Source organism: Neisseria macacae ATCC 33926, from assembly GCF_022749495.1.
In the GTDB taxonomy this organism is placed as follows: domain Bacteria; phylum Pseudomonadota; class Gammaproteobacteria; order Burkholderiales; family Neisseriaceae; genus Neisseria; species Neisseria macacae.
In genome coordinates this window covers 1,738,022-1,750,931 of the sequence record NZ_CP094241.1, presented here as the reverse complement: position 1 = coordinate 1,750,931, position 12,910 = coordinate 1,738,022, and the positions used below count along the sequence as shown (strand labels likewise).

The window sequence follows — 12,910 nt, the reverse complement described above, 5'->3', positions numbered from 1 at the left end:
AAATTATTTTGCCCATTAGTCATAAAAGATTATTGTGGAAGACAATAGGGAGGATAGGCTACAGAGGCTCTGTTTGATGGAAAAATGAAATATTAATTTGGCAAAAAGGTCGTCTGAAAATTTTCAGACGACCTTTTGATTACGCTAGTTCAAACTTATTTGGCCAATTCGGCACGCAGTTTGTGGGTAACGTTCATCATCACTTGGAGTTGTTCCAGAGTTTCTTTCCAACCGCGTGTTTTCAGACCGCAGTCCGGGTTCACCCACAGGCGTTCAACCGGTACGACTTCGATGGCTTTGCGCAACAGGTGTTCCACTTCGGCTTCTGTCGGTACGCGCGGGCTGTGGATGTCGTAAACGCCCGGACCAATGTCATTCGGGTATTTGAATTCGCCGAACGCGGTCAAGAGTTCCATGTCGGAACGTGAAGTCTCGATAGTGATGACGTCGGCGTCCATAGCTGCGATGGCGGGCAGGATGTCGTTGAACTCGGAGTAGCACATATGGGTGTGGATTTGTGTGCTGTCTTCGCAACCGCTGGAGGACAGGCGGAAGGATTCGCCGGCCCAGTTCAGGTAGGCATCCCAATCGGCGCGTTTCAAAGGCAGGCCTTCACGGATGGCAGGTTCGTCGATTTGGATGACTTTGATGCCTGCTTTTTCCAGATCCAATACTTCGTCGTTCAGAGCCAGTGCGATTTGTTTGCACACGGTAGCGCGTGGAATGTCGTTACGGACGAAAGACCATTGCAGGATGGTTACGGGGCCGGTCAACATGCCTTTCATCGGGCGTTTGGTCAGGCTTTGTGCGTAAGTAGACCAAGCGACAGTCATGGCTTCTGGGCGGCTTACATCACCGAAGATAATCGGTGGTTTCACGCAGCGCGAACCGTAGCTTTGTACCCAGCCGTATTGGGTGAATGCAAAACCGCTCAGCAGCTCGCCGAAGTATTCGACCATGTCGTTACGCTCGGCTTCGCCGTGTACCAGTACGTCCAAGTCCAGTTTTTCTTGCTCTTCAACCACCAAGGCGATTTCTTTTTTCATCGCGGCTTCGTAATCGGCGGCAGACAGTTCGCCTTTTTTGAAGGCTGCGCGTGCTTGGCGGATTTCGGTGGTTTGTGGGAAAGAACCGATGTTGGTCGTCGGCAGCAGAGGCAAGTTCAACCATGCTTGTTGCGCTTTGATACGGTCGGCAAACGGTGATTTGCGTTGGTCTGCGTTGGCAGGCAGGTCGGTCAGGCGTTTGGCAACGTCTGCGCGGTGGATTTCGCTGCTGTTGGCGCGTGAATCAGCGGCAGCTTGGCTGGCGGCCAGTTCTTCGGCAACGGAGTCACGGCCTTCGTTCAATGCAGCTTTCAGAACGCGCAATTCTTGGGTTTTTTGCAGGGTAAATGCCAACCAGGAGTACAGGTCAGGTTTGTTGGCTTTCAGTTTTTCTTCAACTGACAAGTCAAATGGGGTGTGCAACAGCGAGCAAGAGCTGGAAATCCACAAACGCTCGCCCAGTTTGGCTTTCAGGGGCTCGACAGTTTCCAAAACTTTGTTCAGGTTGGCGCGCCAGATGTTGCGGCCGTCGATAACGCCGGCAGACAGGACTTTGTCGTAGTCGGCGAACGCGTCCAGTTGCTCGGGCGCGCGTACCAAGTCGATGTGCAGACCGTCAACGGACAGGGCTTTCAGCAATGCGGCGTGTTCGGCAACAGAACCGAAGTAAGTGCTCAACAGGATTTTGGCGTTTACTTTGCTCAAAGTGGCGTAAACGTCTTTGTAGGCTTCCACCCATTCTTTAGGCAGGTCAACAGCCAAAGCAGGCTCGTCGATTTGAATCCATTCGGCACCGGCTTCAACCAAAGCATTCAGGATTTCAACGTAAACGGGCAGCAGTTTTTGCAACAGGCTCAGGCGGTTGAATTCGACTGCGCCTTTTTCTTTACCTACCCACAGGAAGGTCAGCGGGCCGACGATGGTCGGTTTGGCTTTCAGACCCAAAGCTTGGGCTTCTTTCAGTTGTTGAACGTAGTGTTTGGCGTTCGCTTTGAATTCGGTATCGGCGTGGAATTCAGGCACCAAGTAGTGATAGTTGGTGTCGAACCATTTGGTCATTTCGATGGCGAATTGGTCTTTGTTGCCGCGCGCCAGTTGGAAGAATTGTTCCAAAGACAGGTTTTGGCTGTCGAAGCCGAAACGGGCGGGAATCGCGCCGGTAGCGACTTGCAGGTCGAGGATGTGGTCGTAGAAAGTGAAATCGCCTACGGCAACGTAATCGGCGTTGGCGGCGGCTTGGTGTTTCCAGTTTTTCTCGCGCAGGTCTTTGGCGACGTCGAGCAGCTCTTGTTCGCTGATTTCTTTGCGCCAGTATTTTTCTTGGGCGAATTTCAATTCACGGAAGGCGCCGACACGCGGGAAGCCTGAGAAATGTAATGTTGTCATGTTGAACTCTCCAGTTGGATTTTGTAAGGACCGGTTCAATCCGAATCGGTCGGTATTGTAAATCAGAATAGGGCGGATGGGGCGGCGTTTTGTTTTTCAGACGACCTCTGAGGTCGTCTGAAACCGTTTTCGGCTTTAAGGACGCACGCCTAAAATATGGCAGATGGCGTAAGTCAGCTCGCTACGGTTGAGCGTGTAGAAGTGGAAATCTTTCACGCCTTCGCGGGACAGGACTTTGACCATGTCGATGGCGATACTTGCCGCCACCAGATTGCGTGTGCCTTGGTCGTCGTCCAAACCTTCATACATTTGCGACAGCCATTTCGGGATTTTGACGTTGGTTACTTGCGCCATTTTGCCGAGTTGCTTGAAGTTGGTAACAGGCAGGATGCCGGGAACGATTTCGACGTCGATGCCCAACATTACGCAGCGGTCGCGGAAGCGCAGGTAGCGTTCTACGTCGAAGAAGAATTGGGTGATGACATGGTTTGCGCCCGCATCGATTTTGCGCTTCAGATTAATCAGGTCGGCTTGTGCGGATTTCGCTTCGGGATGCACTTCGGGGTATGCCGCTACGGAGATGTCGAAGTCGGCGACAGAGCGCAAGAGTTTGACCAAGTCTTCGGCGTAAAACGGTTTTTTCTCATAACCGGGCGGCTCGTCGCCGCGCAGGGCGACAATACGGCGGATGCCGCTGTCCCAATAGTCTTTGGCGATTTGGCGCAATTCGTCGGGAGAGGCGTCGATGCCGGTCAGGTGCGGCGCGGCTTCCAAGCCGGTTTCCTGTTGGATGCGTTTGACGATGCTGTGCGTACGGTCGCGTTCGCCGGAGTTTGCGCCGTAAGTTACGGAAACGAATTTGGGATGCAGGGTTTGCAGGCGATGGATGGAGTCCCACAGCATGGTTTCCATTTGTTCATTTTTCGGCGGGAAAAATTCGAACGAAACGTTGATGTCGCCTTTCAAGTCGGAAAGGCTGTTGTTTAACGCATTGATTTCTTTTGCGTAACTCATTGGCTGTGTACCTCGGTTGTCTTTTTTAAACGTTTTCAGGCTTGTATGATAAATTTGCCTTGTATATGAGTCAAATTCAAAATTTTCAGAAAGTTTATGAATTATTTTAATGTGGTTGCCATTATGCTTGTCTCTATTCATATGAGGGCAAGCCGGCGAGAAAATACATATTCTGATGTGTGGGAATATCTTGAAATTAAATGGATTTCAATGGTTGGTATCCTTGTTGGTAAAGCAAAAGCAATAAGATGTTTTGCGCTTGAGTTGGCTATCAACCCATTCAAACGTCGTCTGAAAAATTTTCAGACGACGTCTTGGTTTTTAGCTTGCAAATGATGTTGCCTCACTCAGCCTCTTCAATCCATGCCTGTTGTACGGCTTCGAGGATACGTTCGCCGCAGCGTGCGGGATCGTCGTCGAAGTCGGGCAGCGCCATAATCAGGTCGCGCAGTTGGGTGAAGCGAACGGTTTTCGGGTCGATGCTGTCGCCGTGCAGGTCGTAGAGTTCTTCGGCGATGCGTTGGGTGTCTGTCCATTTCATGATGTCGTTCCTTTTGGAGTGTCCGAATGGTTTGATTCGGGATGGCTTGTTTAGGTGTTAATGCTTTGGGGAAAATTCGTGTCGGCAATGATTAATGCGTCCGAAATCGCATATGGTATTTTCCTATGTAATATTTTCAAGGCGTACGTTAATACATTTTTCTGACTTTCACTAAGGAAAATTTACACTTTGTCATGCAACCAAATCATTTGGAATGGTTCTTAAAGAAATCCATTATAGTATGAATAACAGGAAAATCGATGAACAACGCACTCAATGCCAAATTATCCAAACTTATTTACGCGCTCGCCTCCGATGATCCTAATTATCTTGCTAAAGCGGGGGTGTTCGACCGCCTGCTGCTGCTTATCCGCGAGCTTTATCAGATGCTGGACGATAGTGAGGGGCTGAAGCGGCTTTCGCTGCGTCTCCGTTATGGCAAGCGTTACGGCATGATTGCTTTGGATGCCGCTGCGCCGGGCGAAGATGCGGGTGCTTTGCGTTTGAAACGCTGGATGGTGTATTCGCGTATTGCGGAACGCATTGTCGGCTGCGGCAACGACGTGTCTGTGGCGCTTGACGATATGGTGGTGGAAAACGAAGAAGCAAAACAACGTTATATGGATGCCGCAAACGAAATCATCAAACGCTTCGGCTTGGCGGGATATGTACCCGAACCGCCGAAATCCGTCACAACCGCAACAAAAAACGAACCGGCACCGAAGCCCGAACCTAAGAGCATCATTACCCGTCATGGCAGCAGCCTCAGTATGCTGAACGCCAAAGGCAGAGTGGAAAATTACCCTGTTGCGCAAACCGTCGCTTCGATGAAAGTATCGCGCTTAAGGTTTGTCGTTCCACGTTCCAAATAAACGATTTGGCAGCGATTTGACGGAAGGTCGTCTGAAAACGGTCGGTAAGGCAGTTTCAGACGACTTTTTGTTTGCTCAAAATTTGGCAGGGGTCGTCTGAACATTGCTGTATCCGTTTCAGACGACTTCTTTGCATCAATGATCTTCGCGCGCGTGGTTGATGGTGTATTTGGGGATTTCCACCACCAAGTCTTCGTCGGCAACCACTGCCTGACAGCTCAGGCGCGAGTCGGCTTCCAAGCCCCATGCCTGATCGAGCAGGTCTTCTTCAAGCTCGCTCGGCTCTTCCAAACTGTCGAAACCTTTGCGGATGATGACGTGGCAAGTGGTGCAGGCACAGGATTTTTCACAGGCGTGATCGACTTCGATATCGTGGTCGAGCAATACGTCAAGGACGGTTTGACCTTCCGGTGCGTCTTCGATAACCGCGCCTTCGGGGCATAATACGGCGTGTGGGAGTACGGTGATTTTGGGCATTTTTATTGTCTCTTGTAATGAGTGGATAGGGTTTGTGGGTAATTTTCAGACGACCTTTTGTGATGAAAGGGTCGTCTGAAACCGTTTATAACACGATGCCTTTGTTTTTTAAATTTTCCAGACATTCGTCCAGATAAGCATCATCGTGTTCGGGGTAAATCGGCGAATCGGCGGCTTCGGTATCGTGTGCGGCATAAGGGGCAACCGCTTTGCCGCGGTACAGCGGGTCTTTCCACAACGGATCGGGTTTGTAGCCGCGTTTTTCCATTTCTTCCATAATCAGCGCGTGATACAGATAGAGTTTGTCAGGCGAATGGGTGAAGACGTAGTTTACCGTCGCGTGTGGCCTGCCCCAGCCTGCTCCGCGTAAGGCGGCGCATTCGCGGTGTTGCCCTAAAAGTTGGGCGCGGGGGAGCAGGGGGATGAGGGTTTGGTGCCAGAGTCTCATGTTTGGTGGGTTGGAGGTCGTCTGAAATTGTATCTTGGTTTTCAGGTGACCTTTTGTTTAGTCGGGTGGTTCAAATATCTTGATGACTGTTTGTCGGTCAAGAAGGTGTGCGGCATTGAGTATGGTCAGTCTTTATGTTGTGCCGCCATTCTTGCTTTCTTGGCTGCTGCCTGAATTTTTCTACGGCGTCGCCACGTACAGTAAAGTAGCGGTACTAAAGTCAGAAGAAGGGTGAAGATGCCGGTTAGTAGTCCTGCTTCACATCTGCGTGAGGATGAGTCGAAGGTAAAAGACAAGGGTTCTACACGACCTTCAGTTATACGGTAATGACTGGTTCTTTCCTCTGTGAAGAAGGGGTCAGTATAAATGAGTTCGTATTCTTCAGTACTGATACGTTTTACATTGCAAGTGATTTTCGAATTTACGTAGCAATCATTTTGATCAGGGCGGTACGTACACACTTTATCCTGCTCGGCATTGAACTCATTCCATGGTTTCACTGCACAACTACTGTCATCAGTTGGGCGAACGGTGATTTGAAACAAGGCGTTTATTTTGCTGCCTTGAGTGTAAGTTTCGTGTTCGGGTGGTAAAAAATTAGATACGGTCTTTCCGACCGAAATAGAGACGGTCAGCCGCCAAACAAGGGCCCAAATGAATTTCAGTATTGTCGGTATGATTAATTGAAATCGATCGGACATTTTTCTTTTCTTTTTTTCAGACGACCTATGGTTTAGTGGCGTGGTTCGAGTATCTCGATGACGTTTTGCCAGTCCATAAGGCGGGCAAAGTCTAGGGCGGTCAGTCCTTCTTGCGTGGTGGCGGCCGGGTCTGCACCCAATTCGAGCATGGCTTTGACCAGGGGTGCGTTGCCTGCGATGGCTTCGTGATGGAGCGGTGTGTAGCCGTCTTCGTCTTGCTCGCGCAGGTAATCCGGGTTTTGTGCCAGCTGTTGGCGGAAGTCGTCCAGACAGTTTCGGCACATCGGATGTTCGTCGAGATTTTCGGGGTGTTCTTTTTCTTCGTAAACCAGCAAGACTTCTTCGGGATCGCCAAAGTCGATGCCCCATGCGGCATCGTGTTCTGCGCGCTCTTGCGGCGTCATTTGGATGCGGACTGCCTGTACGCTGAAGCCGCCGTAGGGGATGCCGTTACACAGGAACATCCAATCGCTGATCTCTTCAACTGGAACGCAGACGCTTTCGCCTTGTTTTACATTGGTCAGGTCGTTGGGTTCGTTGACCAGCGTGCCGTAAATGTGGAGGCCGTCGAAGTAGATGTCGTTTATCCACATATGTTCACAAATTTCGCCGTCTTCACTGTCTTGGAAAAAAGGCACTTTGACCATGGCAAAATCCAAGGCGGGTATGATGCGGCGGTTTTCCCAATACAGCTCGCGCCAGAAATATTTGAATGTGGAACGTGCCTGTTCGAAGGCGCGGTTCATGAGTTCATTTTCCTGATCGATACCGTAAACAATGGATTCGCTCATGGGATTCTCCTAAGGTCAAAGTGGATGCAGGTCGTCTGAACGGGGCTGCCGGTGTGTTTTCAGACGTCCTGATGTTTTATTGGACTAATATGCTGCCCCAGCCGTCGTAGTCGCCGTTGTTTTCGTGGGCGATATCGATCAACTCCCATGTGTCGTTGTCGATGTCGGTGAGCGGGGCGTTTTTGGAAAGTTGCAGGCGGTAGCTCGGGTAGTCTTCTTCCTGCTCGATGCGGCCGCTGTCGCTGACGGTATAGCCTAATGTGCCGACTTTGGCGGCTGCGGCGTTCAGGTCTGCTTCGGTGTGGAAAAACAGCCAGTGGTCGATGGGGCGGGGTTTATCGAGGCGGTCGCCGTCTTGTCGGAAACGGCGTAAAACCTGTTCGTTGCGGATGGCTTGCAACTCGTAGCTGTCCGGATACAGGAATTCTTGATAAAACGACCATTCGGCATCTTCGCTGATTGTGATGTCGCAAACGCGGTCGTTTTGTGTCAGCAAGTTACGGCAGGCTTGGGCGAAGGTTTCGGCATCGCGGCTGTAAAAATGCCAATTTGCCGCGCCGTTTGTGGTGACTATGCCTGCGGGAATGTTGTTGTTGCCCGCCAGTCGGTCGATTTGGTCTTCGATGTCGTAAACTGCTTCGCTTTCTTCGGGCGTCGGGAAGCCGTGTTCGTTGGTTTGTTCCAATTTCATGCTGATGCGCACATGCTGCGGATACTCTGCCAGCGGCGCGACTTCGATTAAGGCAAGGTTGATGCGTAAGGCAGCGGGTGCGTCGCCAATGCGGCTGAAATAAACGTTCCAGTCTTGGGGGATGGAAGGGTTTTGCATGGGATGGGGTCGTCTGAAAAATAGTGTTTGAATTTTTTCAGACGACCTTTGTGTCTTTCGAGGTCGTCTGAAACCGTTTGCCGTCAAATATCGTCCACACTCTGCCCTGTCAGCGCACGTTGGATGTTGCGGTTCATGCGTTTGGCGGCGAAGTTGTCGGTACTGCGGCTGAGTTTGGCGACGGCGGCGCGGATGTCTTCGGCGTTGCCGTCTTTCAGACGACCTTGCAAATCGGCGATGTCTTGCTGGATTTGTGCAAGCTCTTCGGCATCCAGCAAATCGCTATCCAACTCGAGGGCGGCGTTGACGGCGTCGGTCAGGCTTTCGGCTTCGACCACGGCTTCGGCGCGGGCGCGTGCCGCCATGTCTTCGGCGGCGTTGCTCATGCTGTCTTTGAGCATTTGGGTGATGGTGTCGTCGTCCAAGCCGTAGGAAGGTTTGACTTCGATTTGCGCCTGTACGCCGGTGCTTTGTTCTTGGGCGGAAACGGACAGCAAGCCGTCGGCGTCAACTTGGAAGGTAACGCGGATACGCGCCGCACCTGCGGTCATGGGCGGAATGCCGCGCAGGGTGAATTTGGCAAGGCTGCGGCAGTCGGAAACGAGTTCGCGCTCGCCTTGTACGACGTGTATCGTCATGGCGGTTTGACCGTCTTTGAAGGTGGTAAAGTCCTGCGCGCGCGCGGTGGGGATGGTGGAATTGCGCGGGATGATTTTTTCGGCGAGTCCGCCGTAGGTTTCCAAACCGAGCGACAAGGGGGTAACGTCCAGCAGCAGCCATTCGCCGTCGGTTTTGTTGCCGGCAAGGACGTTCGCCTGTATGGCGGCGCCGAGCGCGACGACTTCGTCAGGGTTGAGGTTGTTCAGCGGGGTTTGTCCGAAGAAGGTGGCGACCGCTTGTTGGACGTGCAACATACGGGTTGAACCGCCGACCATAATCACGCCTTTGATGTCGGCTTTGGTCACGCCCGCGTCTTTCAATGCTTGTTTGACCGGCTCTATGGTTTTTTGCACCAGATTTTGCGTCAGGTGGTGAAATTCTTGGCGGGTAATGACGGTATGGATTTTGCGGCCGTCTGAAAGCGTGGCTTCAACGACGGCTTCGGTTTGGCTGGTCAGTTGTTCTTTGGCGGCGCGGACAAGGGAAAGCAGAAGCTGGCTGTCGCGCTCGTTGAGTTTGGAAAGGTCGTTTTGTTCGAGCAGGTGGCAGAACAGGCGGTGGTCGAAATCGTCGCCGCCTAATGCGCTGTTGCCGCCGGTGGCTTTGACTTCAAACAGCCCTTTGGTCAGTTGCAATACGGAGACGTCGAACGTGCCGCCGCCCAAGTCGTAAACGACAAACGTGCCTTCCGAGGCGTTGTCCAGCCCGTAGGCAATCGCGGCGGCGGTCGGCTCGTTGAGCAGGCGCAATACGTTCAAGCCTGCCAAACGCGCGGCATCTTTGGTGGCTTGGCGTTGGGCATCGTCGAAATAGGCGGGAACGGTAATGACGGCACCGACCAAATCGCCGCCTAAAGTTTCTTCGGCACGCGATTTGAGGGCTTTGAGGATTTCAGACGACACCTCGATAGGCGTTTTGGCACCTTGGCGGGTGTTCAGCTCGACCACGCGTTCATTGGGCGTGAACCGGTAGGGCAGGTATTGCGCGTCCTGAGCGAGGTCGGCAAGCGTGCGGCCAATCAGGCGTTTGGCGGAGCTGATGGTGTTCAGCGGGTCGGTTTTTTGGGCGGCGAGGGCGGCTTTGCCGACTTCGACGGCATCGCCTTCGCCGTAACGGACGACGGAGGGCAGGGTGGTGCGTCCGTCAATATCGGTCAGACAAACCGGGCTGCCGCTGCGGACGGTGGCAACCAGGCTGTTGGTCGTACCCAAGTCGATGCCGACGGCGAGGCGGTGTTGATGCGGAGCGGCGGACATGCCGGGTTCGGAAATCTGCAAAAGAGCCATGATTGTGTGCCTTTTGATGCTGTATTTATTAGGATAGGTCGGTATTTTAACAGATTTCGGGCGGATAGTTGAGTGGTTTGGTAGGGAATTGACTGTGGTTAGAGGATTTGCATTTTTAGATAAAAACAAAGCCGACCGGATTATTTTTCAGGTCGGCTTTGTGTCTAAACATGGATGCCGTCGATTTCGGCGTACCGTTTTGCTTTTTCTTCCTCGTTTAAAAACGAGGCTTTGAACGAGTTTTTGCACAAGGTGCGGATGTCTGCTTCATTCAAATCCAATGCGTCGGCAAGTTCGATGAAATTTTGGTTGAGGTAGCCGCCGAAGTAGGCGGGGTCGTCTGAATTGACGGTAACCAATACGCCGTGCTCAAGCATACGGCGCAGGTTGTGCCGGGACAGGTCGCCGACGACTTTGAGTTTGAGGTTGCTCAAGGGGCAGACGGTCAGGGGCATTTGTTCGGCAATCAGTCGCTGCATAAGGGTTTCGTCTTCTTCGGAACGTACGCCGTGGTCGATGCGGACGACTTTCAGCAAATCCAACGCTTCCCAAACGTATTCGGGCGGGCCTTCTTCGCCGGCATGGGCGACGGCAGGAAAACCTTGCGCGCGGGCTTGGGCAAAGACGCGCTCGAATTTCGAGGGCGGGTTGCCGAGTTCGCCCGAATCCAGCCCGATGCCGTCGATATGTCGTCTGAAAGGCTGTGCTTGGGCAAGCGTTTCAAACGCGGATTCTTCGCTCAAATGCCGCAGGAAACACATAATCAGCCTGCTGGAAATGCCCCATTTTTCCTGCGCTTCCAGGCGGGCGCGGGTAATGCCGTTGATGACGGTTTCAAACGGTACGCCGCGCGCGGTATGGGTTTGCGGGTCGAAGAAGATTTCGGTGTGGACGACGTTGTCCTCGCGGCAGCGGGCGAAATAAGCGGTGGTCAGGTCGTAAAAATCCTGCTCGTGGAGCAAGACCGCCGCCGCCGCGTAGTAAATATCGAGGAAGGATTGCAGGTTGTGAAAATCGTAAGCGCGGCGCACGGCTTCCACATCCGCATAGGGAATGGAAACGCCGTTGCGCCCGGCGATGGCGAACATCAATTCCGGCTCGAACGTGCCTTCGATATGGACGTGCAATTCGGCTTTAGGTAGGGCGCGGATTAAGGTATGTACGGTCATGGGCGGCACCCGCTCGGTCAATAGTGGCGGCGGCGGAAGTAGAACATTCCTTCGCTGTCGAGTTCGAGGATGTAGCGGCCGTTTTGAACGGCGGCATAGCCGCTTTTGCCCGCCTGATAGGGTTGCAAGGCGGCATGGGAGAGGAGGTAGCCGGTCAGTTTGCCGCCGTCTTCGGCGATGTTGCCGACCAGTTTGGCAAACAAGGCATGGCATTTGCCGTTTTCAGTCCAGCCCAAAGGCTCGCCTTTGTCGCCGGTTTCCATACATTTGCCGCTGATGACTTCCAAATCGTTGGGGTGGTTGCCGATCAGTTGGATGACGTTTTGTTCGGACAAACCGTTAATCAGATAGCTGATTTGTTTTTTGCCGTCGTTGGTTTTGCCTTCGCTGCTTTGTCCTAAATCCAAGCCTGCGATGGCGTTGTTGTCGATGTATTTGACTTTAAACGCGGGCTTTGGCGCGGCTTCGGCGGCATTTTGGGCGGGCTCGGCTGGGGCTTCGGATTTGCCGCAGGCGGCAAGCAGGAGGGCGGATAAGAGAATCGGAAAGGCTTTCATCGGATATTCCTTGTTTTAAACAGGAAAAGGTCGTCTGAAAATAGCGGACTGCTTTTTCAGACGACCTTTTGAGATTTACTTCAATGGGCGGATGCCGACGGCGTCGCGTACTTGGTCCAGCAGTTCGCGCGCTTCTTTGCGCGCTTTGGCTGCGCCCGCCTGCAGGATGTCTTCGATTTGCGAAGGATTGGCGGTCAGCGCGTTGTAGCGTTCGCGCGGTTCAGCCAGCTCGGCGTTGATTTTGGCGGCTAAGAGTTTTTTGGCTTCGCCCCATGCCAGGCCTTCGGCAAGCATTTGTGTAAACGCTGCAGTTTCAGACGGCGTGGAGAAGGCTTTGTAGATTTCAAACAAAGGGCTTTCGTCGGGCTGTTTCGGCTCGCCCGGCTCTTTCATGTTGGTGATGATTTTGTTGACCGATTTTTGGGTTTTCTTGTCGTTTTCCCAAAGCGGAATGGTGTTGCCGTAGGATTTGGACATTTTGCGTCCGTCCAAGCCGACCAAGAGTTCGACGTTTTCGTCGATTTTCACTTCGGGCAGAGTGAAGACTTCTTTGAAGCGGTGGTTGAAGCGGCCGGCGATGTCGCGCGCCATTTCGACGTGTTGGATTTGGTCGCGGCCGACGGGGACTTCGTTGGCGTTGAACATGAGGATGTCGGCGGTCATCAGGATGGGGTAGCTGTACAGACCCATTTCTACGCCGTGGTCGGGGTCTTCCTGATTGTTTTCAGCGTTTGCCTGCACGGCGGCTTTGTAGGCGTGGGCGCGGTTCATCAGACCTTTGGCGGTGATGCAGGTCAGAATCCAGTTCAGTTCCATCACTTCGGGAATGTCGCTTTGACGGTAGAAGGTGGTGCGATCGGGATCGAGTCCGCAGGCAAGCCAAGTGGCGGCAACGGCTTGGGTGGATTGGTGGATCATCTCCGGCTCGTGGCATTTGATGATGCCGTGGTAGTCGGCGAGGAAGAGGAAGGATTCGGTATCGGGGTTTTGCGCCGCGCGGACGGCAGGGCGGATGGCGCCGACGTAGTTGCCCAGATGCGGGATGCCGGTGGTGGTTACGCCGGTGAGGACGCGTTTCTTGCTCATGGGAATATCCTTAAATGGCTCAAGGTCGTCTGAAAATGAAATAGGGA

Annotated in this window: 14 protein-coding genes; 2 read left to right on the top strand and 12 right to left on the bottom strand. The window is 52.9% G+C overall.

What is annotated here, in order from left to right:
- Positions 1 to 155: 155 nt before the first annotated feature.
- Together metE and metF are read right to left on the bottom strand one after the other, a co-directional pair.
- Positions 156 to 2,432, bottom strand: a complete 2,277-nt coding sequence (gene metE, locus MON40_RS08420; protein ID WP_003777934.1) for a 5-methyltetrahydropteroyltriglutamate--homocysteine S-methyltransferase — start codon at positions 2,430 to 2,432, stop codon at positions 156 to 158.
- Between the two features lie 135 nt (positions 2,433 to 2,567).
- Complete coding sequence (metF, locus tag MON40_RS08415) at positions 2,568 to 3,446, bottom strand: methylenetetrahydrofolate reductase (RefSeq protein WP_016686752.1); 879 nt, start codon at positions 3,444 to 3,446, stop codon at positions 2,568 to 2,570.
- Positions 3,447 to 3,542: 96 nt separating this feature from the next.
- On the opposite strand from metF, the gene MON40_RS08410 reads away from it, so the two are divergent.
- The gene (locus tag MON40_RS08410) at positions 3,543 to 3,782 is read left to right on the top strand and encodes a hypothetical protein (protein WP_003777937.1); all 240 of its coding nucleotides are present in this window, start codon (positions 3,543 to 3,545) and stop codon (positions 3,780 to 3,782) included.
- Positions 3,783 to 3,789: 7 nt separating this feature from the next.
- Here MON40_RS08410 and iscX read toward each other — a convergent pair whose 3' ends face one another.
- Positions 3,790 to 3,987 (bottom strand): Fe-S cluster assembly protein IscX, encoded by a 198-nt coding sequence (gene iscX / locus MON40_RS08405; protein ID WP_003742471.1) that lies wholly within the window; start codon positions 3,985 to 3,987, stop codon positions 3,790 to 3,792.
- Between the two features lie 260 nt (positions 3,988 to 4,247).
- Here iscX and MON40_RS08400 point away from each other — a divergent pair, with 260 nt between their 5' ends.
- Positions 4,248 to 4,859 carry a hypothetical protein gene (locus MON40_RS08400; RefSeq protein ID WP_003777939.1) on the top strand — a complete coding sequence of 204 codons (612 nt, stop codon included), beginning with the start codon at positions 4,248 to 4,250 and terminating at the stop codon, positions 4,857 to 4,859.
- 135 nt (positions 4,860 to 4,994) lie between these two features.
- Here MON40_RS08400 and fdx read toward each other — a convergent pair whose 3' ends face one another.
- The 9 genes from fdx to trpS form a co-directional block, all read right to left on the bottom strand.
- Entirely contained in the window at positions 4,995 to 5,336 is a 342-nt protein-coding gene (gene fdx / locus MON40_RS08395; RefSeq protein WP_003777941.1) for an ISC system 2Fe-2S type ferredoxin, read from the bottom strand.
- Between the two features lie 85 nt (positions 5,337 to 5,421).
- On the bottom strand, positions 5,422 to 5,784 hold the full coding sequence (locus MON40_RS08390) for a TIGR02328 family protein (RefSeq protein ID WP_242925869.1): 363 nt from the start codon (positions 5,782 to 5,784) through the stop codon (positions 5,422 to 5,424).
- Between the two features lie 125 nt (positions 5,785 to 5,909).
- On the bottom strand, positions 5,910 to 6,485 hold the full coding sequence (locus tag MON40_RS08385) for a hypothetical protein (protein ID WP_242925868.1): 576 nt from the start codon (positions 6,483 to 6,485) through the stop codon (positions 5,910 to 5,912).
- 32 nt (positions 6,486 to 6,517) lie between these two features.
- The gene (locus MON40_RS08380) at positions 6,518 to 7,276 is read right to left on the bottom strand and encodes a DUF2314 domain-containing protein (protein WP_003777951.1); all 759 of its coding nucleotides are present in this window, start codon (positions 7,274 to 7,276) and stop codon (positions 6,518 to 6,520) included.
- A 76-nt stretch (positions 7,277 to 7,352) separates the two neighbouring features.
- Positions 7,353 to 8,105: a DUF695 domain-containing protein gene (locus MON40_RS08375; protein WP_003777953.1), complete on the bottom strand. Its 753-nt coding sequence runs from the start codon at positions 8,103 to 8,105 to the stop codon at positions 7,353 to 7,355.
- An 83-nt stretch (positions 8,106 to 8,188) separates the two neighbouring features.
- Entirely contained in the window at positions 8,189 to 10,051 is a 1,863-nt protein-coding gene (gene hscA, locus MON40_RS08370) for a Fe-S protein assembly chaperone HscA (protein ID WP_003777955.1), read from the bottom strand.
- Between the two features lie 164 nt (positions 10,052 to 10,215).
- A complete protein-coding gene (locus tag MON40_RS08365) occupies positions 10,216 to 11,220 on the bottom strand; it encodes an adenosine deaminase (RefSeq protein WP_003777957.1) in 1,005 nt (334 codons plus the stop codon).
- Positions 11,221 to 11,237: 17 nt separating this feature from the next.
- The gene (locus tag MON40_RS08360) at positions 11,238 to 11,777 is read right to left on the bottom strand and encodes a hypothetical protein (protein ID WP_003777959.1); all 540 of its coding nucleotides are present in this window, start codon (positions 11,775 to 11,777) and stop codon (positions 11,238 to 11,240) included.
- 75 nt (positions 11,778 to 11,852) lie between these two features.
- Positions 11,853 to 12,863, bottom strand: coding sequence for a tryptophan--tRNA ligase (gene trpS, locus MON40_RS08355; protein WP_003777961.1), 1,011 nt, complete (start codon positions 12,861 to 12,863; stop codon positions 11,853 to 11,855).
- Positions 12,864 to 12,910: the final 47 nt, after the last annotated feature.